Source organism: Cryobacterium sp. PH31-O1 (genome assembly GCF_030063455.1).
Classification (GTDB): Bacteria; Actinomycetota; Actinomycetes; order Actinomycetales; family Microbacteriaceae; genus Cryobacterium.
This window is the reverse complement of the sequence record NZ_JASITB010000002.1, coordinates 329125-355245: the sequence shown is the minus strand read 5'-3', so window position 1 is coordinate 355245 and position 26121 is coordinate 329125. Positions and strand designations below refer to the sequence as shown.

31 protein-coding genes are annotated in these 26121 nt (G+C 66.8%); 11 read left to right on the top strand and 20 right to left on the bottom strand.

Annotated features, from left to right (window positions below; genetic code table 11):
* Nucleotides 1-6: 6 nt before the first annotated feature.
* The 3 genes from QMK31_RS06480 (at nucleotide 7) to QMK31_RS06470 (ending at nucleotide 2508) form a co-directional block, all read left to right on the top strand.
* Nucleotides 7-777 carry a hypothetical protein gene (locus QMK31_RS06480; protein WP_283500118.1) on the top strand — a complete coding sequence of 257 codons (771 nt, stop codon included), beginning with the start codon at nucleotides 7-9 and terminating at the stop codon, nucleotides 775-777.
* Nucleotides 778-854: 77 nt separating this feature from the next.
* Nucleotides 855-2072 carry a DUF2254 domain-containing protein gene (locus tag QMK31_RS06475; RefSeq protein WP_283500117.1) on the top strand — a complete coding sequence of 406 codons (1218 nt, stop codon included), beginning with the start codon at nucleotides 855-857 and terminating at the stop codon, nucleotides 2070-2072.
* Between the two features lie 91 nt (nucleotides 2073-2163).
* Nucleotides 2164-2508 (top strand): HPF/RaiA family ribosome-associated protein, encoded by a 345-nt coding sequence (locus tag QMK31_RS06470; RefSeq protein ID WP_283500116.1) that lies wholly within the window; start codon nucleotides 2164-2166, stop codon nucleotides 2506-2508.
* A gap of 60 nt (nucleotides 2509-2568) precedes the next feature.
* On the opposite strand, the gene QMK31_RS06465 is transcribed toward QMK31_RS06470, so the two are convergent.
* From QMK31_RS06465 to QMK31_RS06430, 8 genes are all read right to left on the bottom strand, one after another.
* Nucleotides 2569-4314 (bottom strand): ABC transporter permease subunit, encoded by a 1746-nt coding sequence (locus QMK31_RS06465; RefSeq protein ID WP_283500115.1) that lies wholly within the window; start codon nucleotides 4312-4314, stop codon nucleotides 2569-2571.
* Nucleotides 4314-5828, bottom strand: a complete 1515-nt coding sequence (locus QMK31_RS06460) for an ABC transporter substrate-binding protein (protein ID WP_283500114.1) — start codon at nucleotides 5826-5828, stop codon at nucleotides 4314-4316. The genes QMK31_RS06465 and QMK31_RS06460 overlap by 1 nt, the downstream gene beginning before the upstream one ends.
* Nucleotides 5825-6679: an ABC transporter ATP-binding protein gene (locus tag QMK31_RS06455; RefSeq protein WP_283500113.1), complete on the bottom strand. Its 855-nt coding sequence runs from the start codon at nucleotides 6677-6679 to the stop codon at nucleotides 5825-5827. Before QMK31_RS06455 ends, QMK31_RS06460 begins: the two co-directional genes overlap by 4 nt.
* Nucleotides 6676-7449 (bottom strand): ATP-binding cassette domain-containing protein, encoded by a 774-nt coding sequence (locus QMK31_RS06450; RefSeq protein ID WP_283500112.1) that lies wholly within the window; start codon nucleotides 7447-7449, stop codon nucleotides 6676-6678. The genes QMK31_RS06455 and QMK31_RS06450 overlap by 4 nt, the downstream gene beginning before the upstream one ends.
* 186 nt (nucleotides 7450-7635) lie before the next feature.
* Nucleotides 7636-8856 carry a Dyp-type peroxidase gene (locus QMK31_RS06445; protein WP_283500111.1) on the bottom strand — a complete coding sequence of 407 codons (1221 nt, stop codon included), beginning with the start codon at nucleotides 8854-8856 and terminating at the stop codon, nucleotides 7636-7638.
* Complete coding sequence (locus tag QMK31_RS06440) at nucleotides 8856-9389, bottom strand: copper chaperone PCu(A)C (RefSeq protein WP_283500110.1); 534 nt, start codon at nucleotides 9387-9389, stop codon at nucleotides 8856-8858. Before QMK31_RS06440 ends, QMK31_RS06445 begins: the two co-directional genes overlap by 1 nt.
* Nucleotides 9386-10009, bottom strand: coding sequence for a copper resistance CopC family protein (locus QMK31_RS06435; protein ID WP_283500109.1), 624 nt, complete (start codon nucleotides 10007-10009; stop codon nucleotides 9386-9388). Before QMK31_RS06435 ends, QMK31_RS06440 begins: the two co-directional genes overlap by 4 nt.
* A gap of 160 nt (nucleotides 10010-10169) precedes the next feature.
* On the bottom strand, nucleotides 10170-10781 hold the full coding sequence (locus tag QMK31_RS06430) for a hypothetical protein (RefSeq protein WP_283500108.1): 612 nt from the start codon (nucleotides 10779-10781) through the stop codon (nucleotides 10170-10172).
* A gap of 188 nt (nucleotides 10782-10969) precedes the next feature.
* On the opposite strand from QMK31_RS06430, the gene QMK31_RS06425 reads away from it, so the two are divergent.
* The 3 genes from QMK31_RS06425 (at nucleotide 10970) to QMK31_RS06415 (ending at nucleotide 14630) form a co-directional block, all read left to right on the top strand.
* A complete protein-coding gene (locus QMK31_RS06425) occupies nucleotides 10970-13312 on the top strand; it encodes a trehalase-like domain-containing protein (RefSeq protein ID WP_502852679.1) in 2343 nt (780 codons plus the stop codon).
* Between the two features lie 92 nt (nucleotides 13313-13404).
* Nucleotides 13405-14100 carry a TetR/AcrR family transcriptional regulator gene (locus QMK31_RS06420; protein ID WP_283500106.1) on the top strand — a complete coding sequence of 232 codons (696 nt, stop codon included), beginning with the start codon at nucleotides 13405-13407 and terminating at the stop codon, nucleotides 14098-14100.
* Nucleotides 14101-14111: 11 nt separating this feature from the next.
* The gene (locus QMK31_RS06415; RefSeq protein WP_092107039.1) at nucleotides 14112-14630 is read left to right on the top strand and encodes a CarD family transcriptional regulator; all 519 of its coding nucleotides are present in this window, start codon (nucleotides 14112-14114) and stop codon (nucleotides 14628-14630) included.
* A gap of 146 nt (nucleotides 14631-14776) precedes the next feature.
* Here the strand turns inward: QMK31_RS06415 and QMK31_RS06410 are convergent, their stop codons facing one another.
* The 11 genes from QMK31_RS06410 to QMK31_RS06360 form a co-directional block, all read right to left on the bottom strand.
* Entirely contained in the window at nucleotides 14777-16066 is a 1290-nt protein-coding gene (locus tag QMK31_RS06410; protein WP_283500105.1) for a hypothetical protein, read from the bottom strand.
* A gap of 154 nt (nucleotides 16067-16220) precedes the next feature.
* Complete coding sequence (locus QMK31_RS06405; RefSeq protein WP_283500104.1) at nucleotides 16221-17279, bottom strand: YihY/virulence factor BrkB family protein; 1059 nt, start codon at nucleotides 17277-17279, stop codon at nucleotides 16221-16223.
* 154 nt (nucleotides 17280-17433) lie between these two features.
* Nucleotides 17434-18057, bottom strand: coding sequence for a DUF3618 domain-containing protein (locus tag QMK31_RS06400; RefSeq protein WP_283500103.1), 624 nt, complete (start codon nucleotides 18055-18057; stop codon nucleotides 17434-17436).
* Nucleotides 18054-18470, bottom strand: coding sequence for a phage holin family protein (locus QMK31_RS06395; protein WP_283500102.1), 417 nt, complete (start codon nucleotides 18468-18470; stop codon nucleotides 18054-18056). The genes QMK31_RS06400 and QMK31_RS06395 overlap by 4 nt, the downstream gene beginning before the upstream one ends.
* Nucleotides 18467-19222, bottom strand: coding sequence for a hypothetical protein (locus QMK31_RS06390; RefSeq protein WP_283500101.1), 756 nt, complete (start codon nucleotides 19220-19222; stop codon nucleotides 18467-18469). Before QMK31_RS06390 ends, QMK31_RS06395 begins: the two co-directional genes overlap by 4 nt.
* Before the next feature lie 92 nt (nucleotides 19223-19314).
* Entirely contained in the window at nucleotides 19315-19488 is a 174-nt protein-coding gene (locus tag QMK31_RS06385) for a CsbD family protein (RefSeq protein WP_283500100.1), read from the bottom strand.
* A gap of 86 nt (nucleotides 19489-19574) precedes the next feature.
* Nucleotides 19575-20180: a hypothetical protein gene (locus tag QMK31_RS06380; RefSeq protein ID WP_283500099.1), complete on the bottom strand. Its 606-nt coding sequence runs from the start codon at nucleotides 20178-20180 to the stop codon at nucleotides 19575-19577.
* Nucleotides 20177-20761, bottom strand: a complete 585-nt coding sequence (locus QMK31_RS06375; RefSeq protein WP_283500098.1) for a DUF6286 domain-containing protein — start codon at nucleotides 20759-20761, stop codon at nucleotides 20177-20179. The genes QMK31_RS06380 and QMK31_RS06375 overlap by 4 nt, the downstream gene beginning before the upstream one ends.
* Nucleotides 20758-21198, bottom strand: coding sequence for a hypothetical protein (locus QMK31_RS06370; RefSeq protein ID WP_283500097.1), 441 nt, complete (start codon nucleotides 21196-21198; stop codon nucleotides 20758-20760). The genes QMK31_RS06375 and QMK31_RS06370 overlap by 4 nt, the downstream gene beginning before the upstream one ends.
* Nucleotides 21195-21389: a DUF2273 domain-containing protein gene (locus QMK31_RS06365; protein ID WP_283500096.1), complete on the bottom strand. Its 195-nt coding sequence runs from the start codon at nucleotides 21387-21389 to the stop codon at nucleotides 21195-21197. Before QMK31_RS06365 ends, QMK31_RS06370 begins: the two co-directional genes overlap by 4 nt.
* Complete coding sequence (locus QMK31_RS06360; RefSeq protein ID WP_283500095.1) at nucleotides 21386-21865, bottom strand: Asp23/Gls24 family envelope stress response protein; 480 nt, start codon at nucleotides 21863-21865, stop codon at nucleotides 21386-21388. Before QMK31_RS06360 ends, QMK31_RS06365 begins: the two co-directional genes overlap by 4 nt.
* A gap of 130 nt (nucleotides 21866-21995) precedes the next feature.
* Between QMK31_RS06360 and QMK31_RS06355 the strand changes: the two genes are divergently transcribed.
* From QMK31_RS06355 to QMK31_RS06340, 4 genes are read left to right on the top strand one after another with little or no spacing between them, the layout of a single operon-like run.
* On the top strand, nucleotides 21996-22571 hold the full coding sequence (locus QMK31_RS06355) for an RNA polymerase sigma factor (protein ID WP_283500094.1): 576 nt from the start codon (nucleotides 21996-21998) through the stop codon (nucleotides 22569-22571).
* Nucleotides 22568-23215: an Asp23/Gls24 family envelope stress response protein gene (locus QMK31_RS06350; protein WP_283500093.1), complete on the top strand. Its 648-nt coding sequence runs from the start codon at nucleotides 22568-22570 to the stop codon at nucleotides 23213-23215. The genes QMK31_RS06355 and QMK31_RS06350 overlap by 4 nt, the downstream gene beginning before the upstream one ends.
* Nucleotides 23215-23553, top strand: a complete 339-nt coding sequence (locus QMK31_RS06345; protein WP_283500092.1) for a hypothetical protein — start codon at nucleotides 23215-23217, stop codon at nucleotides 23551-23553. Before QMK31_RS06350 ends, QMK31_RS06345 begins: the two co-directional genes overlap by 1 nt.
* Nucleotides 23554-23585: 32 nt before the next feature.
* Nucleotides 23586-24167, top strand: coding sequence for a DinB family protein (locus tag QMK31_RS06340; RefSeq protein ID WP_283500091.1), 582 nt, complete (start codon nucleotides 23586-23588; stop codon nucleotides 24165-24167).
* 15 nt (nucleotides 24168-24182) lie between these two features.
* Here the strand turns inward: QMK31_RS06340 and QMK31_RS06335 are convergent, their stop codons facing one another.
* Nucleotides 24183-24668 (bottom strand): Lrp/AsnC family transcriptional regulator, encoded by a 486-nt coding sequence (locus QMK31_RS06335; RefSeq protein WP_283500090.1) that lies wholly within the window; start codon nucleotides 24666-24668, stop codon nucleotides 24183-24185.
* Between the two features lie 148 nt (nucleotides 24669-24816).
* Here QMK31_RS06335 and ald point away from each other — a divergent pair, with 148 nt between their 5' ends.
* The gene (gene ald / locus QMK31_RS06330) at nucleotides 24817-25932 is read left to right on the top strand and encodes an alanine dehydrogenase (protein WP_283500089.1); all 1116 of its coding nucleotides are present in this window, start codon (nucleotides 24817-24819) and stop codon (nucleotides 25930-25932) included.
* Nucleotides 25933-26121: the final 189 nt, after the last annotated feature.

Genomic DNA, 26121 nt, shown 5'->3' with positions numbered 1-26121 from the left:
CGAACCATGTCAGACCAGCACTTCGAGCAGGATGAAACCCTGCGCCTGCCGACCATCCAGTTTCGCGTCGTACTCGATTTGGGTTCCCGGCTCGCCGCGGCCGTCACTTTGCCGCCGGAACTGGGGCATCCCGACCTGTTCGCCGACCGTGATGACGAGGGAGGGGCGCTCAATCTGTCCATCGACTACGACAGCGGCCAGCTGCACGTGCTGCTCGACGAGGCCGGACCCAGCTTTCACTACCACGGAACAAACGACCCGTTCGAGAGCCCGTGGCCGGCCGACCAAACCGAAAAACTACTCGAATGGGCACTCATCCTGGTGCAGGAGATCGACGCCCTCGATGAGCTGCTCGACTCGATCTTTGAGGCCGCCGAGTGGTTCGAGCAGGGCTTCACGCTCTATGTGCCCGAGACCGAACCGACCCAACTCGAGCTGATCGAGGTCGGCATTGTCGGTGAATTGCTCACGTTGCCGTGGCTTGGTTCCGGTCGGGTCGACCAGGACCACATCGACGGTGACAACCACCCGATCGCCCTGCTTTGGAATATGAACAACGACGACCCCGATGTGCCGATTGCCCGCGCCTGGCTCGACCCGGAGACCGGTGAGCCGCGCACGGCCGCCGAGCCAGGAGTGAACTGGAACAACGTCGCCATGAGCGAAGACGAAGTTCTGCAGTGGCTGGTCGGTATCTACACGAACCACCACGTGGCGCCGACGCCCGAGGCGCAGATCATGCGCGCTGCCCTCGAGCGGCTGGGCGGCATTAGCTGAGCTCGCGATGACCATGTCCTGGGCGCGAAAAATTCTTCCGTCCGCGTGGGGATGCTTCGTGAGAGGATGTGACCCTGATGCGCTCTTTTCTGCTCCGGACCCGCGAATCGTTCTGGTTCCTCCCCGCGGCGTTGGGAATCGCTGCGGTCTTCCTCGGGCAAGCACTGGTGTTGCTGGACCACGCCGTGCTCGACGTCAGCGATCGTGTCGTGTTCTTGGATTCGCTCAGCGCCTCCGCAGCCCGAAGCATCCTCACGATTATCGGCACCTCTATGCTTACCGTGGCTGGCACGTCGTTCTCGATCACGATTTCTGTGCTGGCGACGACGTCATCAACCTACGGCCCCCGTCTGGTGCGTAACTTTCTGGCCGACCGCGCAAACCAAATCGTGCTGGCTGTCTTCACCTCCACCTTCTTGTACGCCCTCGTTGTTTTGCTGTCGGTGCGGTCGGAGACCGACGCCGGGGGCGGTTTCGTGCCGACGATTTCGATTTACATCAGCGTAGCCATTGGCGTTCTCGATGTGGCGGTCTTGGTGTTCTTCATTCACCACATCGCCGACTCCGTGCAGATCACCACCCTGCAACACCGGGTGCAGGCCGACCTGCTACGTGCCATTGCCCATGTCTATCCAAGCAAAGCGGATGCCCGTGGCACCCGCGAGTCCCGCCCCGTGCTGACGGATCCGGAACCGGTCACGACCGCGAGCGACGGGTATGTGCAGCAGGTGGACCTCGCCCAGCTCAAACGGGTCGCGGAGAAGGCGGAGTGCCTCATTGACGTGGTGGCGATGCCGGGGGCCTACGTTGTCACCACAGACCCCCTCGTGCGGGTCTCCCCACCGATCCAGGACCCTGCATTCGTGAAAAGTGTTCGGGGGGCGTTCTCGCTCGGAACCGCCCGCACTCCGCATCAGGACGTTCGGTTCGCGCTGCAACAACTCGTCGAAGTTGCCGTCCGTGGCCTCGCCTCGGGTACCAACGACCCGTATACCGCCGTCAGCGCCCTCGACCTGGCCGCCACCGCCCTGGTCAATCTCCTGAATCGGCCGTCAGCGGTCACCGCACTCACCGACACCGACGACAACGTGCGGGTGCTAGTGCACTGGCCCGATGCCGACGAACTCATTGGCGACGTCTTCGCCGGCGTAACCACGTACGGGCTCGACCATCCGCTCGTTGTCCATTCCGCCATGGGGCTGGCTGAGCGCCTCCTTGTCGTGGCCGGTCCGAGCACGACCGAGCTGCTCGACTCCGTCATTCTGAGGCTGTCGCGCCCCTCGCTGCCGACCTGAGCGGCCTGGATGTGCCGGAGCCGTGGCGGCACGCGCACTGGTTGGATCAAGGAGCGGTAGCCTTAAGTCATAAGCAATTAGAGGAGTGATAATGCAGGTCATCGTGAACACCGACAGCAACATCAACGGCACCGAGCGGGTCGCCGGAGCACTCGAAACCATCGTCGAAGAATCCCTCTCGCGCTACGGCGAACGCCTGACCCGGGTTGAGGTTCACCTCTCCGATGGCAGCGCCGGCCGCAGCAGCACCGACGACATCAGGTGCACCCTCGAGGCCCGTCCGGCCGGCGGCACGCCGGTCGTCGTCACCGAGAACGCCACCACCGTCGAGGAAGCCCTCACCGGTGCACTGCACAAGATGAAGAGCCTGCTCGAGACCCATTTCGGCAAGCTGGATGCCCGCAAGGGCAACCTCCCGATGGGCGAGGTCGTCTAACCCGTTTCTGTCTGACCGGGCGGGTGTCGCCGGCTGAAGCCGGGGCATCCGCGAGCGGATTCACCTTGGTGCCACCTCGAAAGGGCGCCGGGTGCCGGACCAGTTGAGTCCGGCGAGCGAAACGGCGAGTACGGCGGCCAGTACCAGGGCGCCGGCGGGAGCGAGCACCACCCAGGGTGCGCGCTCGGCGTAGCCGATGCCCTCGGCCAGGATCAGACCCCACTCCGGTGTGGGCTGATCGGTGCCGAGCCCGAGAAAGCCGAGCGCCGCCAGAGTAAGAGCCACACCGGGCAGCCGCAGCATGGCGTGTCGAAACACCGGGCCGACCACCGCCGGAACGATGTAGCGCAGCATCACCCGGCCCCGCCCCACCCCGAGTACCGGCAAAATACCGATGTGCGGCTGGGCTTTCGCCTCCAGCACGAGCGCACCGGTGTGGGCGGCTAGCGGTGCCCAGCTGACCAGGGCCACCGCAATGGCGGCGCCCGTGATCGACGGACCCCATAAGGCCGTGACAATGATGCCGGCCAGAATGGGCGGAGCAGCGTTCGTCACCTCGAGGGGTCCGGTCGAGGCGTGAGGAAAGAGTCCAATGATGATGCCGAGCACGACGCAGACGAGCACGACCACGAGGGCGGTGCCGAGGGTGATGACCGCCCCGTGACCGACGCGGCCGAGCAGGTCGCGACCACTCGCATCCGCTCCGAACGGCAGTGACCACGACGGCGTGGCGAGGCGGGCGTGCTGCGAGGTGAACGGGTCGCGCAGCAGCCCGGCCCCGATCACGACCGCGAGGACCAGAGCCGACCCGATCGGGGTGACCAGATCGCGGCGGCGGGTCGGCACCCGGGCGTCCGGCACGGGCAGCGAGCCGAGTCGCAGGGCCGGGCCGAGCAGCATCCGTCGGAACAGGCCGACCAGAGCGCCGACCACCACCGCGACGGCGAGCAGGGCGAGGATGCCGGCCTGCAGCGCCGGGATATCCTGCGAGCTGGCCGCGCCGAGGGTGGCCCGGCCGAGCCCGGGAATGGCGAAGATCTGCTCCACAGCCACGGCACCGCCGGTGAGTCCGATGAGCACCAGCCCGATCTGGCCGAGCACCGAGGGCAGCGCGCGGCGCAGCACCGCACCGACGATGCGTCGGTTGCCAAACCCGGCCATGGTCCAGGTGAGCACCCACCGCTGCGCGAAAGTGGAGAGAATCGCGTCACTGAGCAGACGGCCGATCAGGCCGCCGGCCGGCACGCCGAGGGCCAGCGCCGGCAGTACGGCGTAGTCGATTCCGCTCCAGCCGTAGGGCGGAAACCAGCGCAGCCAGACCGCACAGACAATGAGCAGGCCGGCGGCGAGCAGAAATTCGGGCAGTGCGGTCAGCGCCGCCGCGATGGCTCCCCCGCCACCAGACCGGCGCCCGCCCAGGCCAGCGCGAAGGCTCGGCAGGCAGAGCAGCGCGGCGACCAGCACCGCCACGCCGATGGCGAACCCCATCAGGGTGAGCGAGACGCCGAGGGCGTCGAGCACGCCCGGGAGCACCGGGCGGTTACTGATCCACGAGGTGCCGAAGTCGCCGCGGACTACGCCGCTGAGCCAGTGCAGGAACACGGCGATCGGTCCGCGGTCAAGGCCCAGTTCGACCCGTACGGCGGCGAGATTGTCGGGGGTGGTTTCGAGTTCCGCGTAGCGGGCCCGCAAAATGGTGTATTCCGGGCTGCGGCCCGACAGCCACGGCAGCAGGCCGATCAGCAGCACCACGGCGGCGATCGCGAGAGTACGCGAGGCCGCCTCCATCGCCCACCCCCGAGCCATCAGCCGGACACCCGCGTTTCGTTGGTGATGAGGGCACGCTCGCGCGGATCGCGCACCACACCGGAGACACGGGGCCCCTCGCCCTGCAGCACCCGTTCGTGCAGCATCGGCACGGCCGCGTCGCTCGCGAGGATGAGCGCCTCGGCGTGCATGATGGCGGCGCGGCGGTCGCTGCCGGCCGCGAGCGCGCCGGCGGAGTCGAGCGCGGCATCCACTGTTTCGTCGCAGAACTGCGAGATGTTGAACGATCCGGCGCAGGCGAAATCGCTGTACAGATAGGCGACCGGGTCGCCGGAGTCGAGCACGGTCGCGCGCGAGAGGATGAACGCGTCGAAGGCGCCGTCGAGAGCATCCGCTTCGATGTACTGATATTCGCGCACGTCCTGTTCGACGTTGAAGCCGACCGCCTCCAACTGCTGCTCCAATTGCACGGCCACTTCGGGGAGTTCGGCGCGGTCGGTGAAAGTTCCAAGGGTGATCGTGACACCGTCGATGGCCGCAGCGTCGGCGCGGGCGGCGAGAACGTCGGTGTATCCAGCGGATGCCCGCTCGCCCGCGGCCCAGCCCACCGCGGGGCCGAGCAGCCCGGCGGCTTCATCGGCGCGTCCCTCGTAAACGAGCTCGACAATCGCGGCGTTGTCGACGGCAACGCGCGCGGCCGTCCGCACGGCCGGGTCGGCGAATGGCCCGGATTCGGTGTTCAGGTACAGCGTGTTGGTGCGCGGCATCGGCACCTCGTGAATGAGGGCTTCGTCGATCTGGGCGACCTGCCCGACCGGGATCGCCTCGACGATATCGGCCGTGCCGGTGCGCAGGGCAGCGGCGCGGGCGGTGCCGTCGGGCACGAACTTCACGTCGATCCCGCTCGCGGCAGCCGTCGTTCCCCAATAGTCATCGAAACGGTTGAGGGTGGCGCCGGTGGTGCCGTCGACCTCAGCCAGAATGAAGGGTCCGGTGCCTGCGTTGATGGGGTTGACCGTGCCGTCGTCGCCGTACGCTGCCGCCGCCAGAATGGTCAGCTGCGGGCTCGAGAGTCGTTGCGGCAGGAGCGGGTCTTCGGTGCCGGTGCGCACCAACACCGTGAGCGGTCCGTCGGCGGTGGCCGTGAGGTCGACCCCGTCGAGGATGCGCGGTTTCGGGGTGGCTTGCGCTGCGGCGGTGAGCGAGACCGCGACCTGCTCGGCGGTCAGGCTCGTGCCGTCGTGAAAACTCACGTCGGGGCGCAGGTCGAATTGCCAGGTGCGGGCATCCGTCTGGCGCCAGCTGGTGGCGAGGGCAGGCCGGGCGTCGCTCTGGGCGTCGAGCACGACGAGGGTTTCGCCGGTGCTCCAGCGCGAGAGTTTGAAGGCGTCATCGCTGAGCGGGGACAACCCGGATCGTGGCGGCTGCAGCATGGCGAGGCTGATGCGGTCGGGGTCGTCGCCGGTGCTGGAGGGCGCCGGGGCGGCGAAGCAGCCGGTGAGAGTCAGGCTCGCGGTGACAGCGATGGCGGCGAGGCGTGTCGTGTTCTTCATGTGGTCCTTGGTCTGGCGGTGAACGGTGTTGGGTCGGTGAACGGATGCCGCGGCGCGGGCAGTCTCGGCACCGCTTCGACCAGCTCCTGAGTCGCCGGGTGGCAGGGGTGGTCGAGCAAATCGCGGGTGGGGCCGGCTTCGACGACGCGGCCGGCGTGCAGCACGATGCTGCGGGAGCACAGCCGCGACACCGCGTCGAGGTCGTGCGAGACGAAAATCAGCCCGAGCGCGCGGTGTTGGGCCAGCCCGGCGAGCAGATCGAGCACCCGGTTGCGCCGGGGCAAATCGAGCCCGCTGACCGGTTCGTCGGCGAGCAGAAAATGCGGCGACGTGGCCAGGGCGCGGGCGATCGCGACACGTTGGGCCTGGCCCCCGGAGAGCTCGCGCACTCGCTGCCGGTGCAGGCTCGCCGGCAGGCCGACACCGTCGAGGGCGGTGCGCACGAGGTGCTGGTGCTGGCCGGCCACGTCGAGGCGGGCGAGTGGTTCGCGCACGAGCTGCTCGACGCTCATGCGCGGGTCGAGGCTTGCCGCCGGATCCTGCGGGATGTACTGCACACGGCGACGAAACGAGCGCAGCGACCGCACGCTGCCCGGCCGGATCCGTTCGCCGTCCAGGTGGATTTCACCGTCGGTCGGCCGTTCGAGGGCGAGGAGTATGCGCAGCAGCGTTGATTTGCCCGAGCCGGAACGGCCGACGAGCCCCAGGGTCTCGCCGGCGGTGACGGTGAAGGAGACGTTAGCCAGGGCCGGGGTCGCGGGCGCGCGGCGGCGGGTGGATGCCCGGTAGCTGTGCCAGACACCGGTGGCGCGAAGGGCGGGGCGGGGGGCGGTATCCGTTTCGGCGGTCACGCGACGCTCGCCAAGTGGCGGGCGGGCTGGGCGGCCTCGACCAGGGCACGCGAATACGGATGCTGCGGGTCCTGGATCAGGTCGGCCATCATCGCCTGCTCGACGACCCGCCCGCCGTCGAGCACGACGGCGCGGTCGCAGAGTGCGGCCGCTGCGGCCAGGTCGTGGGTGATGAACAGGATCGCGGCCGGCTCGGCGTGGCCGGCAAAACGCAGCACCTCGAGCACTCGCGCCTGGTTCACGACATCGAGGGCTGTCGTGGGTTCGTCGGCGATGAGCAGCCGGGCCCGGCAGGCGAGGGCGAGGGCGATGCAGACGCGCTGCCGCTGGCCGCCCGAGAGCTCGGCGGCGTAACCGGCCATGGTGCGCGCGGGGTTCTCGATGCCGACCGAGTCGAGCAGGTCAGCGACGAGGCCGCGCACCGCCTTCCGGCCGGTGTGGCGGGCCACCGGAACGGCGAGCTGCGCACCGATCGTGACGAGCGGGTTGAGGGCGGCCGCAGAATCCTGGTCGATCGCGGCGACGGCGCCGTGCGAACGCCGGGATGCCGGGCCGCGCAGGGGCGTGCCGAACACGCTGATGCTGCCTTCGGCGCGAAATTCCGGCCCGAGGCTGCCCAGGATGGCAGCTGCGGTGATCGATTTGCCCGAGCCGGAGGCGCCGAGCAGGGCCACCCGTTCGCCGGCCGCGACGGTGAGGGACAGGTCGTGCACGAGGCGTCGCGCTTTGACCGAGATGGCGAGATCGTGCACGGTCAGGGCGAAATTCATGCCGGCCTTCTGGTTCGGTGTCGAAGGGCAGGTGGTCGCCGCCATCGTCACTAACCATATTGATTCCTATTATCAATAGCAATTTTGAGGGTCAGCATCAGCCCGCGAGAGCGGGTGAAAGGTTGCTTCAACATCCCTGCGGTAACACCTCACCCGCTCTCGCGTGACGTCGCATGGCCCGGCCGCTCAGAACAGCGTGTCGCCGATATAACCGCCAACGGCGCAGCCCGGCGGGATGGCGAAGACGGCCGACCCGATCGGTGTGGTCCACTCATTCAGCAGGTCGAGGGCGTCGAGGCGGCGCTGGATCGGCACGAACTGGGCGTCGACATCCGCTTGAAAAGTGATGAAGAGCAGCCCGGAATTGGACACGCTGTCATTGGTGGGCAGGTCGTCGTAGTTGTAGCCGCGGCGCAAAATGCGTTCGTCGGGGTTCTCACTGCGGGCACGGCGCAGGTGGGAGAACTCCGGGATGACGGGAAAACCGATGGCGGTCTTCGCGGCGAAATCGGGGGCATCCGTTTCGTTGACGCCGGTCAGCGGCGCGCCGTTGCTCAAAGTTCGCCCAACGGATGCCTCCCGCCCGGATCGGTCGAGCTTGTCCCACTTGTCCAGTTGCATGGCGACCCGCCGCAACACGAAACCGGTGCCGCCGTGCAGCCAGGCCGGGTTGTCGGCGTTACCCCAGACGAGACGCTCGAAATCGGCTGTGCCCGGCACGAAATTGACGGTGCCGTCGACCTGGCCGAACAGGTTGCGCATGGTCGTACCGGGCTTGACCGAGCCGGGCGCCCGCCGAAAGCCGGTCTGCACCCAGCGCACGCTCGCGAAGGAGCGACTGTCTTTGAGCAGCATGCGGGTGGCGTGGGCGACCGTGAGGGCGTCGTCGGCCGCGATTTGTAACAGCAGATCGCCGTCGGCCCAGGCTGGGTCGAGCCGATCGATGCCGAACGCTGGCAGCGGTCGCAGCCAGCTCGGTGCGGTACCGCCGGCCGTGGCGACGAGGCCGGGACCGAAACCAAACGTGACGGTGAGCCTGGCCGGTGCGCCGGCGAGCTCGGGCTCGGAGTCGGCCAGCGCCGGCTCGCCCTGGCTCAGCCTGGCGGCGTCGCTGGTGAGAATCTTCAGGAGCCGCCGCAACGCCTGGGCGTCGGTTCCCGGGGCGAGGTCGAGTGCGATCAGGGTCGCGTTGCTTTGCGGCACGGTGTCGATTCCGGCCTGGTGCACCCCGTAGAACGGCACGGTCGCCGTGCCGTTGAGGGGCTCAGCGACCGCCGTTGGCCCGGCCTTCATCGCCAGGTCGATCCCGACCGCGCCGACGGCGCCGATCCCGGCCGCGGCACCTCCCAGAAGGAGGTGCCGCCGGCTGAGACGGCGACCAGCGGATGCCTGCTGATCGCCCGTCATTACTTGTCGGTTTCTTCGTAGTTCTCGTTGGCGCCCGAGTAGTCCTTGGCCGGGGCCGTGAACTCGAAGGTCGACTCGTCGGAGAGGGTGAGGGTGAACGTCTGCTCGGCGCCAGCGACGAGGGGCTCCGTCAGCCCCATCATCATCAGGTGATTGGCGCCGGGGGCCAGCTCGTACGATCCATTGGCGGGAACGATGAACCCGCCCTCTTTCTGCTGCATGACCATGGCTCCCGAGTCGTCTTCGACCGTCTCGTGCAGCTCGATCATGGTCGCAGCGGGCGACATGGCCGCAACAATGTTGATGTCGGTGTCACTCGAGTTGGTCAGGGTGCCGAACGCGGCGCTCATTCCCGTTTCGGCGGACTTGACCCACGGGTCGGTGATGGCGAGGCTCGTGGCCGCCGTTGTTTCGACCGTGGTGTCGGTCGTGGCTGCCGGAGCCGCGGTGTCGGTGGTGCTGGCGCAGCCCGAGAGGGTGAGCAGCGCCGCGACGGCGATGATGAGTATGCGGGGGGTCGTGGTGAGAGTCATTGTTCTGTCATTTCTGTACGAGTAGAAGATAGTTGTGCAGCGGATGCTGCGCGGCGCCGGTTCAGCGCCAGGATGCCGATCAGGAATGCGAGGCCGACGACGGCACCGATGAGCGCGGTGACGCCGATCGGCAGCCCCGCTGGGGGCGGTACGGACGCGACCACGCTCGAATCGGTGGGGGTGGTGAAAGCGGGCGCGGCGGCATCCGTTGGGGGTGCTGCCGGCGCGCCGGAACCGACGCTGAAGTCGAACGTGCCGGAGATGGGATGCCCGTCGGCTGAGACGACCCGCCAGCGCACCTGGTAGGCGCCATCCGGCAGGGCCGGGTCGACGGCCACGGTGGCCGTCGACCCGTCGAGGGCAGGTTCGCCCTCAGCCCAGTCGGTGCCCGCAGAATCCACCACGAGCAAGACCGCACCGAGCTGCATGATGTCGTCGGTGAACCGCATCGATACCGTTGCCGGCGCCAGGTCGACGTGCTCGGTGTCGGACGGCACGGTGGCGAGCACCGAGTCGTGCGCGTTCGCGGCCGGTGCGGCGCCGCCGATCGCGAACGCCGCGGCGAGTGCGAGGGCCCCGAGACCGGCCAGGAGCCGGTTTCGGGCATGAAAATGGTGCATGTGATACCTCCGAAGGGGTCACGAGAAGGGTTGGTGTTTCGTGGCACGTGTTTGGGGTCGGGGCACTGGTTCACACCAGTGCCGACCTCGCAAACGAGTGCCGCGAGCGGATGCGCGGGGCTAACACGTGCCGCGAACGGGAGCGCGAGCGCCCGGTCTGCTAGACGGCGGCGAGCGCCAGGTTGACCAGGGCGGGCGGGCCGCGGTGTCGCATCGGCGACAGCAGCACGGCCAGATCGAAAGGAACGAACGTGAGGTGCCGGGCAGCGCGCACGCGAACGACCCAAAGTGGCGGCAGCACGATGCCCAGGGCGATGACCACGGTCACCAGAGCGGTGCGCGCCAGCTCGACCAGCGCCCAGAACGTGCGCTCGCCGCGGCGCAGCGCCACGATCGTGACGACTCCCGCCAGGGCGTGGGCCAGCAACATCCACCCGTCGGTGAACATGACCGGCGAAGCGGATGCCGCCCCCACGGTCACGGTCGTCGTGCCGTGGTGCCCGGCCACGGTCATCGAACCGGCCGATCCGCCGAGCCCGAACACCAGGTGGAACAGCACCTGACTAAACCCCACCGACACGGTGAGCCTGAAGAGAGACAGGTTCTTGCCGGCGAGGGCCACGCTGACCATGCCCGAGAAGGCAAGAGCAATCGCAATACTGACCGGTGCGGGGGTATGCCCGCCGGCCGCCACGTGCGAGAGAGCGGCGACGAATACGGCCACGGCGGCGGTCAGCCAGCCGCGCGCGAATCGCGCCCATCTCGTTGCCATATCACCCACCCGTGGAAGATCAAATGAAGTCCTGGTTTCAGGCTAGCGGGTCGCGCAGCCGTGCCGACCTGCTAACAGCCCGCAAGAAGGTGCGTTCCCGGCCGGGCAGTTGTCGGCAAATGGTAACGTCGCCTAGGTCTGGCAACCGGTCGACGCCCTCCTGCAAGGAACCTCAGATGCCCCATCGCATGAATCTTTCCAAACTTCCACGCACATTGACGGGGCTGTCAGGTGAGATGCTGCAGGACCTTCAGCAGCTCGCGCGTACGCCCTCGCTGCTGGTAGCTTGCAACTACGGCGGCACTCTCTCGCACCATGTCGCCTCCGACGTGCCCTCGGTGTTGCTGGCCGAGTCGGCGACCGCCTTGCGCGCCCTCGCGGCCCTGCCTAACACCCACACGGCCGTCATGTCGGGCCGCCCGTTGCGGGACCTCGCCGCGGATTCCCGCCTGCCCCGCGAGGTGCACCTGGTTGGGTCGAATGGCGCCGAGTTCGACTCGGAATTCTTCGATGCTCCCGAACCGACCGACGAATCGCAGCACTCCGGTGTGGCCCTGGACCGCCTGCGCACCCGGCTCGGCGTCAGTGCCGCCTTCTTCGCCGGCGATGCCGAGAGCGACGAAATGGCCATGAACACCCTGCACGGCCCCGACCTCGGTATTCGCATTGGTAACGGGGAATCCGTCGCCGCCCACCGCATCAGCGGCCCGGAAATGCTCGCGCAGATGCTTGCCCTCCTGTTTGAACTGCGCAAGGACTGGCTGTTCGGCCAGCACGTTGTCGCCATCGAACGCCACTCGATGCTCGGCGACGGCACCTCGACCGCCCTGGTCACGCCGGAAGCGCGCATTTGCTGGATGACGCATCCACTGCCCGATTCTGGATCGTTGTTCGCGAGCATTCTCGGCAGCGAAGAGGCCGGGCATTTCTCGATCGAACCGGTCAAGAAGAGCCGGGTGCTCGGCCAGCGCTACGTCGACAACACCATGATCGTCGAAACCCGCTGGGCCGACGTCACCGTGACCGACTACATCGAGCCCTCACCGCTCGGCGTCACCAACCTGGTGCGCAAGCTCACCGGCACAGGCCTGGCCCGCATCGTATTCGCGCCGCGGCCCGACTACGCCGTCGCCTACTTCAACATGCACGCTGGCGATGGCATCGTCACGCTCACCGGCATTCCTGACCCGATCGTGCTCACGGCTGCTGGTGTCGAGTTCACCGTCACGGGCGACGGCCGCAACGAAACAGCCACCGCTGTCGTTGACCTCTCCCGGGGCGCTGTCATGCTCAACCTGCGGTGCGGCGACACCGAGCCCCATCGAGCGGATGCCGCCGGCGAAGCGGCGCGGCGCGGCGCGGTGATGAACGGCTCCCGTGCCTGGGTGAATTCCCTGTCGCTGCCGAGGGTGAAGCCCTCGCTCGTCGGCCGCTCCGCCCTCGTGCTGCGCGCTCTCTGCTACGAACCGACCGGTGCGGTGCTCGCCGCCTCGACCACCTCGCTGCCCGAGGGAATCGGCGGCACCCGCAACTGGGACTACCGCTACTGCTGGCTGCGCGACGGCTCGATGACGGTTAAGGCGCTCGTGGATCTCGGCTCGACCGACGAGGCTGACGGGTTTTTGCGCTGGCTGGCCGGGGTCGTAGACGACAGTCCCGGCGCGCAGTGGCTGCATCCGCTCTACTCGGTTACCGGCTCGTCGTTGTCGACCGAAGCGAGCCTCGAATCACTGCCCGGCTACGCCGGCTCCCGCCCGGTGCGCATCGGAAACGCCGCCGACAACCAGGTGCAGATCGACGTGTTCGGACCGGTCGCCGAACTGATCGACACCCTCAGCGCCCGGCAAGGGACCCTCTCCGACTTTCAGTGGCACCTGCTCACCGAGATGGTCGACGCCGTCACGAGTCGCTGGAGGGAACCCGACCACGGCATTTGGGAGGCCCGGCGCTCGCCGCGGCACCACACTTATACCAAGACGATGTGCTGGGTGACGGTGGACCGCGCCATCCGCACCGCAAAGCGGCATGGGCGTGTGCTCGGTGCCGGCTGGGTGGAACTCGCCGCCACCATTCGCGATGAAGTTCTGCGCGAGGGCTGGAGTGAGGAGGCCCAGTCGTACACCGTGGCCTACGACAGCCCCGACCTCGACGCCGCCGTGCTGCACATCGGTCTGTCTGGACTGCTCGACGTCACCGACGAACGTTTTCAGCTCACCGTGAGCGCGGTGGAACGCGAACTGCGCGTTGGCCCGACCGTGTTCCGCTACCGCTACGACGACGGCCTGCCCGGGCTCGAGGGCGGCTTCCACATCTGCACCACCTGGCTGATCGAGGCCTACGTGCTCACCGGGCGCCTCGACGAGGCCGAGGCGCTGTTCAACCAGCTGATTGCTCTGGCCGGCCCGACCGGTCTACTCTCCGAGGAGTTCGACCCGGCCACCGAAACTCACCTCGGCAACCACCCGCAGGCATACTCGCACCTCGGCTTCATCCGTTGCGCGCAGCTGCTCGACGCGAGCCGGGCGCGCTGAATCTGGCACGCATTCGCGGGCTTCGTGCGAGTCTGCCGTGAAGTGGTACAAACAGTCTCGGACATGTGTCCGAAAAGTGTTAGTATAGGGGGATGACTTCGTTGACTGCCCCTCGCCTGCCGGCGGGCGCGGTGCAGTCCGATGCGGTGCCGTCAGATACGGTGCCGTCAGATACTCTCGGCCAACCCAAGCACGATCCCCGGGCCGAGCGCACCCGGCAGCTCATCCTCTCGGCGATACGCACGTTGATCGCGCAGCCGGCGGCATCCGTTTCGGTGACCGAGATCGTGCGTCTGGCGGGTATCAGCCGCAGTTCTTTTTATGCGCACTTCGCCAGCCTCGACGTGCTCGCCGCCGAGCTGCTGCAGGCGCAGTTTGCTGATATCGGCTCGGCGGGGCTTGATCTGCCTCGGCCCCGTACCGGTGAGAACGCCTCTCGGCTGGGCTATGCCCGCCTCGTCGCACACATGGTCGAGAATTTTCCGCTGTACGCGAGTGTGCTCGAGCTACCATTGACGCGCAGCGCGCACGACCAGATCATCGAGGCCTACGCCACCCGCATGCTCGAGTCGGTACTGGTCTTCGACGACGCCGTCAACGCCGAACTGGTCACGACCTACGTCGCCGGCGGCGCCCTCACCCTGATCGGCGCCTGGATGCGCGGTCACCTCGACGTCTCAGACGACGAACTCGTCGACCAGCTCGTGGCCTTGCTGCCCGGCTGGCTGCTCGAGCCCTCCACCTCAAGCGCAACGCCCGTTCGCGTTGCCTCACCCACACAACACTGAAGGCGCATTCTATGAAGATTGAAATCGGCGAAACCCTGGTCTACCCGCACCACGGAGCGGTCACCATCACGGCCCTCGCGACCCGCACCATCAAGGGCGTCGAGAAGCAGTTCATGACCCTTAACGTGCACACCAGCGCGCTAACCATTCAGCTGCCGGTCGACAACGTCGAGCTCGTCGGCGTGCGCGACGTCATCGATGCCGCTGGTGTCAGCGCCGTATACGAAATTCTGCAGAACGCCTTCACCGAAGAGCCGGGCAACTGGTCGCGCCGCTACAAGGCCAACCAGGAGAAGATGGCCAGCGGCAGCGTTTACCGCGTCAGTGAGGTCGTGCGCGACCTGTGGCGTCGCGACCAGGACAAGGGCGTTTCTGCCGGCGAAAAACGCATGCTCGAAAAGGCCCGCCAGATCCTCGTCTCCGAACTCGCTCTGGCCCAGGGCCTGACCGACCAGGAAGCCGGCGACCTGCTGCTCATCGAGATTCAGAACTACGTCGTCAGCGACGAGCCGGTCGAAGTCGCCGTCTAATTTGCCACAGGAGCACCCTCGTTCGCCGCGCGAACGAGGGTGCTCCTGTGTTTTGATCTGTTGCCGCCGGCATCCACCTGAAGGCGCTTGATCTGCGTGTGCGCCAGGGTAACGGGCCCGGTAGTTCGCTATCCACCCGCGCCGGGTCAGACCAACGCCGCGCAGAGCAGCAGCGCCGGCCACGCGGCGACGAGCACGGCCGCCAGATAGACCAGGTTGCGGCGGGTGAGGGTGATGCTGTCGATGCCGTAACGCGCACTGAGCAGCATGGTCAAGCCGGTGATCGGTCCGACCGCCGTCGACACTCCCCAGCCGATGCACGCGGCGAGAACGAACAGGGTGGGGTCGGGGTGCAGCGGATGCACCAGCGCCGCGACGATCGCGACCGACACGACCGGGTGCACCCCGACCAGTGCGAGCAGAATCATGGCGAGCATCATGGCCCAGGCGACCGGAACGGTGAATTCGGACACGGGCAGCGGCAGGTCGAACAGAGGAAGCAGCATGCGCAGGCCAACGGCGAGCACGCCGGCTGAGGCGAAGAGTGTGACCTCGCCGCGCAGCTGGGGCAGGTCGTGCCGGGCGTGCCGGGCGAGTGCGCGCAGAGCCCCGCGACCGTTGATGATGAGCAGGCCGATCAGGGTCACGCCGAGGCCGGCGAGCAGCACGATGCGCGGCACGGCAACCGAGGGCAACAGCTGGTGGGCGCTGATCACGAGGGCCACGAGGGCTAGTGGTATACGCACCAGCGCCCAGCTGAGGGAGTAGCCAGTGTACGCGGGCAGTTCGCGGCCCCATTGGTGAAAGATGTCCCAGACGCTCAGGCCGATCGCCACCAGCGCGAGCGCCAAGCCCACCAGGAGCAGAACGAGGGAGTTCGCTCCCGGTACGAGCGTGGTGGCGGCCGCTGCGGCCGCCCAGAACGGCGACCAGAACGCCGCCGCCGAGAACGCCCGGGCCAACAGCGCGGCATCGGCGAGCCGGAGCGTTGACCGGCCGCGCAGGTGGTCGCCGACGATGCTGACCGCACCGATATTGATGATGGCGCCGAGCGCGTGCGTTGCCAGCGCGGTTCGCACCACGGCGAGCCGGCCGTGCAGCCGGGTGCGCGTGGTCAGCGCGGTCGGTGTGATGAGCCGCAGAAATGACACCGCCGTGAGCATGCCGATGAGGTCCTGGTTGACCGAGAGCAGATCGCGGGTCTCGATCTTGCCGCCGAACTGAAGCGCCAGCACAACGGATGCCAGCCCCACGCCGATCAGCACCATCGCAATAACGCGCTGCGTGCGGGTCACCAGTGCCAGACCGACCGCGGCGGCGGCAATGGTGAAGCCGCCGGCGGCCAGTGTCACGTCGGGAAGCAGCACCGATAGCCCCACGCACAGGATTATGCCGCTCAGGAGCAGCGCGTAGAGCAATCGCACGCGTGTCCCCATTCGGTGTCGCCCGTGTCGCCGGGTACCCCTATTCAACCAGCACGTGCGGGTATCGCGGACGGGGCCCGGGCCCGGAACGCGGGCCCATGATCTAACCTGGGCCCGGGGACGGGGCCCGGGCCCCGTCCAATAAGGACGGGGCGTCGCGCAACTCTTACTTGCGCGGGGTGGCGTTGGCTTTGCGAATGCGACGGCCGTCGGCGACGGTCTGCATCTCCTTCAGGGCGGCCTTCTGGCTCTTCTTGGTTCCGCGCGGCGGCAGCTGAATGTTCTGCTCGGCGGCGATACCGGCCTGCAGCTGGCGTGCGCGTTCGAGTTCGGCGTCGAATTCTGCTCCGAACAGCAGGGCGAGGTTGGTCAGCCACAGCCAGAGCAGAAAAATCACGATCCCGGCCAGCGAGCCGTAGGTTTTGGCATAGTTCGAGAACGTCGTGACATAGAAGCCGAAGCCGAGCGAGGCGACGACGATCGCCACGAGCGCGACGAGCGCCCCGAGGCTCATCCAGCGAAACTTCGGCTGCCGCACGTTCGGCGTGAAGTAGTACAGCACCGCGATCAGCAGCACGACGGCGGCCGCGAGCACCGGCCACTTGGCGATGGACCAGACCACCTGCACGGTCTGGCCGAGCCCTAGGGCTGCGCCCACGGCATCCGTCACGGGGCCGGAAACGACCAAAATGAGCACGACCACGAGCAGCAAGGCGATGCCGATGACGGTCACGAACAATTGGGTCGGCTTGAGCTTGAGAAACGTGCGGCCCTCGTCGATCTCATAGATGCGGTTCATGGCCCGGCTGAAGGCGCCGACATAACCGGATGCCGACCAGATCGCCACCGCGATGCCAGCCACCAGTGCGAACCCGGCCGACGGCGCGGTGCTGAACTGTTCGATCGGTCCGCGAATGACCGCGAGGGCGTCCCCGGGAGCGACCGAGGCGAGAACCGTCAGCAGGGTGTCGGCTGACTGCTTTCCCTGCCCGAACACGCCGAGCAGGGAGACCAGGGCGATGAGCGCCGGAAACAGCGACAGCACGGCGTAGTAGGTGAGCGACGCCGCAATGTCGGTGCACTGATCGGTTCCAAATTCGGCCAGCGTGCGCTTGAAGACGTACTTCCACGATGTTCTGGTGACTTCGGTCGGGGAGTCGGGTTTGCGGTCGTCGTCGGGCGCGGGGGCGTCGGAGAGTTTCTGGCTCTGGCCGTGATCAACCATGGGGTCTCCTGCTCGGGTCGAATGAGGCCGGGGGTCGCGATCGACTAGGGCGACCGCGATCCCCGGCGGTGAAATCTACTGCGTTCTCATAAATCTGGCGGGGTCGAGTTCTCGGTTTCGCCAGACTTCTCAGGTGAAGCGGATGCTCGGTGAATCAGTACCGGTCGTTGTCCGTTTTGTGCTTGGCGGCTGAGGCCTCGTCACGAGCGGTGTCGGCGACGGTGTCCTTCGCCGACTGCGCCTCGTCCTTGACGTCGGTCGCAGCGTTTTGCGCTGCCGATTTGACCTCGTCTACGGCGCCGGTAGCGCTGCTCTTTACCGCGGCGACGGCCTCTTCTGCGGGTTCGCGCAGGTTGTCGGCCAGCTGCTTGACGGCGTCCGTCGCCTCCGAGATGAGCGGCTGGGCGGCTTCCTTCAGGGAACCCGCGAGCTGCTTTTCCTTGTCGCTGGCCGGCACCAGGGATGCGGCCAACCAGCCAATGCCGAAGGCGATGAGACCAACGGCGAGGGGATTGCCCTTAGCCTTATCGGCCGCCTGGTGCGGCAGCTCACCCATGGTGTCGGTTACCGAGGCCACAGTGTCTCCGGTGTGCGAGGCCGCGCCCATGACCCGCTCCGATACCGAACCGAAGGCAGACTTTACCTTGTCGCTCTGGCGCTGCATGATCTTGGACGGCGTGACCTTGTCGGCGAGCGCATCGACGTCGCCGCCGAGCTCGCGCCGGGTGCGCTCGATGTCGGCCCGGATCTGGTCGGGGGTGCGGTCGGTGTCGGTCATCGGTTTTCCTCATTTCGTTTCAGTGTGTCGGGGATCTTCTTCAGGGAATCAACGGTGCGCGGCGCACCCCTGACGGCTTTCATTTCATTGCGGCCCAGCACGAAGAGCACGAGGCCGATGATTGCCCAGATTCCGGCCACGATCAGGCCGGACCAGCCGTTTCCAACCAGGTAGCCCAGGCCCCACCAGAGGGCGATCGACAGGAACAGCACGGCCATGATCGCGGCATATCCGGCACCGCCCAACATGCCGGCACCCTTTCCGGCCCGGGTAGCCGATTGGCGCAGCTCGGCCTTGGCCAGCTCGAGTTCCTGGCGCATGAGCGTGGAGAGGTCACGGGTGACTTCTCCCAGCAGATCTCCCAGGGAGGTTTGCGCGGCCTTCTGCTCCGATGGAGTGTGCAGATCGGTCATCGTTTTGGAACCGCCAGGTTGGGGTCATCGCCAAGCAGGCCGGGCTGCTCGGCGACGCCCGTGCGGTCGCTCGTATCGGCGAGCCCGACGATTTCTGTGTTGCCGACTGCGCTGCCGGTGCTGGCCAAGCCGGTGCGAGCATCTGCTGTGCCGGTGTACCGCGGGGTGGTAACACCGAGGTCGTTGGCCGGGGTCTTTGCCTCGTTGGCAGAATCCGCGGCGACCGAGCGGGTCAACCGGCCCGCCAGGATGCCCGCGGCGGCGGCCAGGGCTATGAATGTGCCGGGCTTGCGCCGGGCATAGGAGCGCACCTCGTCGAGCAGCGACCCGGGGTCGCGGTCGTCGAGCCAGTTGGCGACGGTGCCGGCACGCGACGCGGCCTGACGCACGAGGTCGGTCGCGACCCCGTCAGCGTCGGATGCGCCGGCCATCTGGGTCAGTTCGTCGCTGATCGAGCGGAGGCCCCCGGCGACTCGGGCCTGCTGTTCGCCGGCCTGTTCGGTGAGCTGGCTGCGGGCATCCGTGAGCAGATCTTTCGCCTGCTTCTTGGTCTCGGCGGCGACCTTGCCCACTTCATCCTTGGTGACGTCGGCGACCTGACCGGCCGCGTGCGCTGCGGTGTCGCCCACATTCGCGGCCTGGTCGGCGGCAACGTTCGCGGTGTGGGTCGCGGCGGTCTTTGCGGGCGACGAACCGTCGAACTCGGAATCTTCGGCGCTCGAGGCCGGCGAGGTTGCATAGAGGTTGGACATTGTGCTTCCTTTCATGGCGTGATATTCGGCCACTGGGCCAGGGGGTGATGGTGCGCGGCAGGTCTCAGCGCCCGCCGCGCACCCGGGTGGGACTAGTCCTTGAAGACGTCCTTGACGTCTTCGCCGACCTTCTTGGCGCTCGCCTTGGTCTGGTCGGCACGGCCTTCGGCGACCTTGGAGTCGTCGTTGGTGGCCTTACCGACCGCCTCGGTGGCCTTGCCCTTGAGGTCCTGCGCGGCGTTCTTGATCTTGTCCGATGCACTCATCGTGTTCTCTCTTTCGGGTGGTGTTTTTTCGGGGGGCTGTTCGGCGCGGGCGCGCCGAACGTGAGTAGTGGGGCTTTTCGGGTGCTCTAGCGGATTCGTGTGGTTCGGCTGGTGCGCACCCGAAAGCCACCGCTGATCTGCAGCAGGGCGGGGATTCGCAGGCCGAGGAGCTCGTCGAGGGCGGTGAGTGCCGCTTCGACGATGCGCACGACGTCGATCGGGGAAGTGCCGCGACGGCAGGTCACCGAGACTTTCAGTACGGCCTGGCGCGCGACGCGGTAGGTCGAGACGCGGGTTGATAGAAACTCCGGATGTTCCGTGAGCGCGTGCTGCAACGCTTGCTCGGCGACGGCCGAATCAACCTGGGTGCTGCCCCAGTCCGTGGTCTGCTCGCTGATCAGCCGGCCGGAGTGGCCGCGGCCCTGCCGCAGAATGAAACCCAGCAGCAGACCCACGATCACCGTCAGCACGGCAACGACGACGATCCAGAGCCAGCTGTTTCCTGTTGCCGCCAGGGGAGTGGCCTGGAACCAGGGCGCGACCGACGCGCGTGCGCTGTCGGCAACCGAACCCCAGGCATCCGCCATCGCGGACTGCGTCGCGAGAAGCCCGAGCACGGCGGCTGCGGCGAGCAGCAGCAGGCCCGCCCCGAGAACCAGGCTGCGGTTGAGCGCACGATTGGTGTTGTTCACGCGCCGACCTTTCCGCCGAGAGCCACAACCACCCGGGACTGCAGGGGTGGCCGCAGGTTCAGCCCGTCGAGCTGGCCGCGCACGGCATCCAGCACGGTGTCACGGTGCACCGGTCGCCCCGATGTTGGCACGAGGTGCACCGTGGCGAGGCGGCGCGAGACGCTCACCCGGGTGTTGTCGGGGTCGATCCCGCCCACCCGCGCGGCGCGCCCGGCGAGAGCGGATGCGATGACCTCGTCATCGACAACGGTCACCATGCGCTCGGAATCGATCAGGTGTCGTGCGCGGCGCCCCGGTGTCACGGCGACCACCAGGAGCACGAGGCCGATCAGGGCGCAGCCGGAGGCCAGGCCGATGAGCAAGGAAGTGGGCGCGGTCGAAGCGGATGCGACACCGTCCGCGAGAGCGCCGGGCGTCGCCAGCAGGGCAGGCTGGCCGAGCAGGTGCAGCACGATTTCGGCGCCCAGCCAGCCGCACAACAGCATGATCACGACGGCCACCGCGATCGCCGCGACCGACCGCGGCGAATGCAGTTCCCGTCGGCTGATGCGCGCGTAGGTCGCTGACACCGCGGTATTCATCGCACACGCCGTTCCGCGGTGACATCCACGCCGGTCAGGCACACGGTGACCCGGCCGATATCAGCGCCGGTCAGTTCACCGACGCGGCGACGAATCTCCGTCTGAGAGGTGGCTGAGCGAGCCAGGATAGTTCCTCCGGTGCGCGCAATGAGGGCCGGTTCGAGCGTGACGCGCTTCAGGGAAACGACGCGAATCGACGTGCTGATCGTGAGCGCAAGCATTCCATGGTCGTCGCCGAGCTCCACGCTGACCTGGTTCGGCCTGACGCCGAGTGATTCCGCGGTGACCATCCCGACGATCTGGCGCAGTGCCCGCGGCACGATGCGGGTTCGTCCGCGGCTCGCCTCCGGGGTGTCGATCGCCGGCGCTTCCGCTCTCGTGTTCGCGGCCGTTTGCGCTTCGAGAAACCAGTCCGCAGAGTTGGTCGTGACGCTCACGACGAGGAACGCTTTCCCTGGAATGCTCCGATCAAGCTGGTCAGGTCGAGACGGCCGTCGATCACTCGGCCCACCAGAGCGCCGACCAGCATGGCCAAGCCGACGAACAGGAACGCCCAGAAGCCCAGAATCATCCAAGTCAGCGCCAGAACCGCTCCGACCAGCATTCCGGTGCGGGTCGCGGTGGTCATCGGAGCGCGGCCTTGGTCGGTTCAGCGTCAGGGGCTTCGTCGCTCGGCAGATGAATGTCGATGATCGTCACGTTCACCTCGGTGACTTCCAGGCCGACGAGATCTTCCACGGCGGCAATGACATTGGAGCGGATGTCGCTGGCCACCTGCTGCAGCGACACCGGGTACTCGGCGACAATAGTCACGTCTACCGCCACCTGGGTCTCGCCGACCTCCACCGAAACGCCCTGGCTCACATCGGTGTTGTTCATGGCCTCACGAATCGCTCCGAGGGCCCGAGCAGCGCCGCCACCGAGCGCGTGCACTCCGTTGACATCGCGGGCGGCGAGACCAGCTACCTTGGCCACGACGCCGTCATTGATGACCGTCTTGCCGGCACCGGGCAGCGGTTCTCCGGCCAGCGCCGTGCCGATCGGGGCGCGGTTGCGGGGGGACTTGCTCGAGGATGCGGTGCCGTTGGTGTCGATGAGGTCCATCTGAAGAACTCCTTAGGGTCTGGGCGGCTGTCACTCCGACAGCGGATTATTACCTGTAAGACGAAACCTGTGGCATATTCGTCACGCCAAGATGAGAAAAACTTTTGTTTGGTACTTTGGAAGGAGGGCAATGCCCAGCACTCTGCGTGAGCAGGTCGCATCGCCGCTCGCTGGGGCGACCGATCAGATGCTCTCCGACCGCGCCGCCGACGGTGACCTCCGAGCCTTTGAAGTGCTCGTGCGGCGGTACGGCCCGCTGATGCGGATCTACGCCACCCGGGTTCTCGGTTCCAACGACGAGACCGACGATGTCGTGCAGGAGTCGTTCATCACGGCCTGGCAGCAACTCGGCACCCTCGACGACGGCAGCGCGGTGAAGAGCTGGCTCATGCGCATTGTTAGCCGCAAAAGCATCGATCGCCTGCGGGCTCGCCGTCTTCACGTGAACATCGAGGACACGGATGCCCCGGCGCCGGAAAGCCACGCACCGCACGCTCTGGCCGAGGCTGAGTCGCAGACTGAGGCTCTCGCGCGGGTGCTAGCGACCCTTCCGGAGGACCAACGCCGTTGCTGGACCCTGCGGGAACTCGCCGAGTACAGCTACGGTGACATTGCCGACGAGCTAAATCTTCCGCTCTCCACCGTGCGTGGACTGCTGGCCCGGGCCCGCAAGACCCTGCTTCGTGAGATGGAGGAATGGCGATGACCGAACTGACACCGACAAACCGGCGATTCCTCGCATTCGACCTCAACGACACCGAGCGGGAGCAGGCCGGCCTGCACGGCCACACCATCGAGCAGCTCAGCGACTATCTGGACCGCGGACGGGTTCCCGCCGACCCGAGCATTGACGATTCGCCGGAGTGTGAGATTGCCCTGCGCGGTCTCGAACGGCTGCGCCGAGCCCAGCAGACGCTGCTCGACAAGGACCTAAAACGGGAATCGCTGCGCGACGACAGCTGGGTGGCCTCAATTCTCGACAACATCACCCTGGAGGCGCACGCCGGCCGCGAGATTCCGTTGAGCCATCCCTCGCCGACCGCCCGGCTGGTGGTGACGGAGGGCGCCGTTCGCGGTGTTCTTCGGGAAGTCGGCGACCGGATGCAGAACCTGTTCGTCGGCCGGTGTGTGCTGGTCGGCGACGTCAGCGTGCCCGGCACGCCGATCTCTATCATGGTCGACGTGACCGTATTCCCCGGGCAGAATATACCGTTGCTGGCGGAGCAGTTGCGACACGCGATGTACGTCGCCCTGCACAAATACACCGAACTTGTTGTGGCGGCCATCGACATCACGGTGAGCGACCTACAGGCCCTGCCCGATTCATCCGCTCAAGAAAAGGAGCACTGATGACCACGGTTCTTCCTTCCATAGAAAAGCTCGACGCGCTGGTGCGCCAGGTTGTCGGTGTCGACGCGCTGTACCCGGCCGGGTCGATCGTGACCGCCGTGCTCGCCGCCACTCTTGGTGCGGTGGCGCATCGCGCACCCATAGCGCCTCTGGTGCACATCGCGCACCAGGCCGATGGGCTGCGGGTCACGGCCAAAATCGGCATCGGTGCCGCCGAGTCGTCGGCCGATGTCAGCGGGCGCGTGCACGATGCCATCGCCGAGCATCTTCGGCACAGCGGCAACCCGACCGTCGTGCAGATCGCCGTGATTGTGGCCAGCGTCAGGCCGAGTGACTAGCCGATTCTAGAAACGGGTGCTAATTTTCCCCAATGAAGCAGAGAGAGATGTTCCTTCAAGCGGATGCCGCGTTACGCTTTGTCGTCGACCAGATCACTACCGCCCAGCTCGACCTGCCAGCCCCGGCCGAGTGGTCGCGCAAAAAGAACCCGACCGTACGCGACATTCTCGCGGCGCACGCTGAAGACGAAGCCTGGCTGCCCGCGGTTCTCGACGGAAAAACGATCGAGGAGGTGGGCGATACCTACAAGGGCGATCTGCTCCAGGACGATCCGATCGGCAATTACGACCGCATCAACGAGGCTACGACGGCCGTGGTCATAGGCGAACTAGACCCCGACAAGATCGTGCATCTCAGCTACGGCGACTATCCGCTGAAGGAAGCGCTGCAGCACACCGCCCTCTACCGGGCGTTCCAGGCCTGGAGTATCGCCAAACACGTGGGCCTCGAGTATTCTCTTCCCGACCCGCTGGTCGAGAGCCTGTGGGAGCAGATCGCTCCCGACATTGAAATGTGGCGGGGTTTCGGCGTGTTTCCGCCCGAGGTGCCGGTGCCGGAGACCGCGAATCGCGAGGTTCAGCTGCTCGGCAAGGCCGGATACTGGCGCGAATAACACGCGCTGGCTGCACTACTCGGGAGCGACGCCGTTGTAGAAATGCTCGAACACCATGCTCGTGCGGGTCGACGCCACCGCCGGGTTGGCCGAGAGGTTCTCCAGCACAAAATCGCGCACGTCGTCGGTGTCGCGGGCCGAGAGGTGAATGATGAAGTCCTCTGACCCGCCCAGAAAGAACAGCTGCACGACCCTCGGCATCACCCGGATTGAATCGCGAAAGGCCGGGATGTGCGTGCGAGCACCGGCGCGAATGCTCACACTGATCAGCGCCTGCAGGCCGAGTCCGATCGATTTGGGGTCGACCATGGCCGTGAAGCGCGTGAGGATTCCGCGGCTGACCAGCGAACGCACCCGGGAGACGCAGGTGGACTCGGCGATGCCGGCCACGCTGGCCAGCCGGCTGTTGGTGGTGCGGGAATCTGCCTGCAGCGCCGTGACCAGAATGCGGTCGATCTCGTCGAGGGTCTCAACGACCCGAATCCTCTTCGTTTCTGCCATCTCTTGTCTCCTTGTGGCCGCATATTGCGTGGAATATTCCTAAAGTCTGGCAGATTCTACGGATTTTACCTAGTCGAAACGAATCAATAGCAGTCTTACGTCTATTACCGCCGAGTCGTTCGGCAGCAACCTTCGAGACGGAGCCCTTATGTTGGTCGGCATTCCCACAGAGATCAAGAACAACGAGAACCGGGTCGCGATCACCCCGGCCGGCGTCAACGAGCTCACCCGCCGCGGCCACGAGGTTATCGTTGAAAAGGGCGCCGGCCTCGGCTCGAGCATCACCGATGATGCCTTTCGCCTCGCCGGAGCATCCATCGTCGACACCGCCGCCGAAGTCTGGGCCGCGGCCGAACTGCTCCTGAAGGTCAAGGAGCCCATTGCCAGTGAATACCCGCTGATGCGCCCTGGCCAGGTGCTGTTCACCTATTTGCACCTCGCGGCATCCGCTGAGTGCACCGAGGCACTGCTCAAGTCGGGCACGACCGCGATCGCCTACGAAACAGTACAGCTGCCCGACCGCAGCCTGCCGCTGCTCTCCCCGATGAGCGAGGTCGCGGGCCGGCTCTCGGTGCAGGTCGGCGCCTACCACCTGCTCAGCGCCAACGGCGGAAGCGGAATTCTGCTCGGCGGTGTGCCCGGAACCCCCAAGGCCAAAGTCGTCGTGATCGGCGGCGGCGTCGCCGGCGAGCACGCTGCGGCCAATGCGCTCGGCATGGGCGCCGACGTGACCGTCATCGACCTGTCGCTGGCTCGTCTGCGCCAGCTCGAGGCTCGCTTCAACGGCGAGATCCAGACACGCGCGTCGACCCAGTACGAGATCGCGGAGCAGGTGCGGGAGGCCGACCTCGTGATCGGCTCCGTGCTCATTCCGGGCGCGCAGGCCCCCAAGCTCGTCACCGACGCCATGGTCGCGTCGATGAAGCCCGGCTCAGTGCTCGTGGACATCGCGATCGACCAGGGCGGCTGCTTCGAGGGCTCGCACGCCACGACGCACGACAACCCCACCTTCGCCGTGCACGACAGCATCTACTACTGCGTCGCCAACATGCCCGGTGCCGTGCCGGCCACGTCCACCCGCGCGCTGACCAACGCGACCCTGCCCTACGTTGTGGCACTGGCCCAGAAGGGCTGGAAGAAAGCGATCAAAGAAGACGCCGCCCTCGCTCTGGGCCTGAACACCCACGATGGACGCATTACCAACCCGCACGTGGCATGGGCGTTCCACGCCGAGCTGCTGAGCGTCGCCGACGCCGTCGCCTAAGGCTGTACCCGGCTCGGCACCCCACCAGCGGGTGTCGGGGGGCGCCGTTCCCGCGCCGGTGCCTCCCGTGGCAAATTCGGGAAATCGCCGGGTTCGGGCCGACCATGCCCGGATTGGCGAGGCCCGAGCCTGCCGGCGGGCTTGGATTTCTGAATTCGCCACGGAGTATGGCTGGTTCGGCGTCCAGTG